The sequence below is a fragment of the Nocardioides pelophilus genome (genome assembly GCF_014180685.1).
Classification (GTDB): Bacteria; Actinomycetota; Actinomycetes; order Propionibacteriales; family Nocardioidaceae; genus Nocardioides; species Nocardioides pelophilus.
This window is the reverse complement of sequence record NZ_JACEHF010000312.1, coordinates 1-1,241: the sequence shown is the minus strand read 5'-3', so window position 1 is coordinate 1,241 and position 1,241 is coordinate 1. Positions and strand designations below refer to the sequence as shown.

At 74.3% G+C, this 1,241-nt stretch carries 2 protein-coding genes; both read right to left on the bottom strand.

All coding sequences use genetic code 11. The features are described from left to right. The coding region (gene cmk / locus H0488_RS23315; RefSeq protein WP_312856503.1) for a (d)CMP kinase at positions 1–515 on the bottom strand (515 nt) is incomplete at its 3' end. A gap of 11 nt (positions 516–526) precedes the next feature. Then, positions 527–1,241, bottom strand: a 715-nt coding sequence (locus tag H0488_RS23310; RefSeq protein WP_183101543.1) for a prephenate dehydrogenase dimerization domain-containing protein, incomplete at its 5' end; no start/stop codon positions are given.

Here is a 1,241-nt window from a genome sequence, read left to right as displayed (position 1 = left end):
GTGCCGGCCTCCGCCGCGCGGCGCGCGGCGCGCGCAGCCGGGTCGGCGGTGAGGTAGACCTTGAGGCCGGCCTCCGGCCAGACCACCGAGCCGATGTCGCGGCCCTCGACGACGATGCCGCCTGCCTGCCGACCCGGAGGGGCGATGATCGACCGCTGCTCCTCGACCAGGCGCTCGCGGACGGCTGGCACCGCACTGACCGGCGACACGGCCGCGTTGACGGCGTCGCTGCGGATCTCGACGCTCACGTCGGTGCCGTCGAGGGTGATCGTGGGGTGCCGAGGATCGGTGCCGGACACCAGTCGAGGGGCCCCGGCGTACGCCGTCACCGCGTCGGCGTCGTGGACGTCGATGTCGTGCAGCAGCATCCACCAGGTCACTGCGCGGTACATCGCGCCGGTGTCGAGGTAGCGCAGACCCAGCCGCTCGGCGACGGCCCGGCAGGTGCTCGACTTGCCGGAGCCCGACGTACCGTCGACGGCTACCACGAGCGAGCTGAGATCACCTGCGTTCACAGGCCACGATCCTACCGGTGAGTCACCCAACCCCGAGATTCCAAGGCAGCGAGCAGCTTGTCCGCGCGCCCCTCCGCGACGTCGAGCTCGACCAGCCCGACCGGGCGACCCGGGTCGTGGTCGATCCGGACGTCCTCGATGTTGACGCCGCTCTTGCCGACGTCGGCAAAGAGCCGGGCCAGCTCGCCCGGATGGTCGGGGACGGCGACGTGCACGGCAGACACCGCCTGCAGCGGTCCGCCGTGCTTCCCGGGGATCGCGCGGGTGCCGGCGACCCCGTGTGCGAGCAGGGACTCCAGGCCCACCCGGTCACCGTCCGCCACGGCCTCGAGGGCCAGGTCGAGCCGGTCGCGGACCTCGCGCAGCAGGCCGGCGACGGCATCCCGGTTGCCGCCGATGATCTGGCTGTAGAGCGCCGGGTCGCCGCCCGCGACCCGGGTCACGTCCCGGATCCCCTGGCCGGTGAGCGCGAGGTGCTCGGGTGCCGCTCCCGCGAGGGTGCCGGCGACGAGGGAGGCCAGCAGGTGCGGGACGTGCGAGGTGCGCGCGACGGCCTTGTCGTGCTCGGCCGGCGTCAGCAGGACCGGGACCGCGCCGCAGACCTCGACCAGGGCCGCGACCCGGCGGACCGAGACCGCTGCGACACCGTCGTGCCGGCAGATCGCCCACGGTCGCCCGGTGAACAGGTCGGCCGAGGCCGCCAGCGGCCCGGAGCGCTCGCTGCCG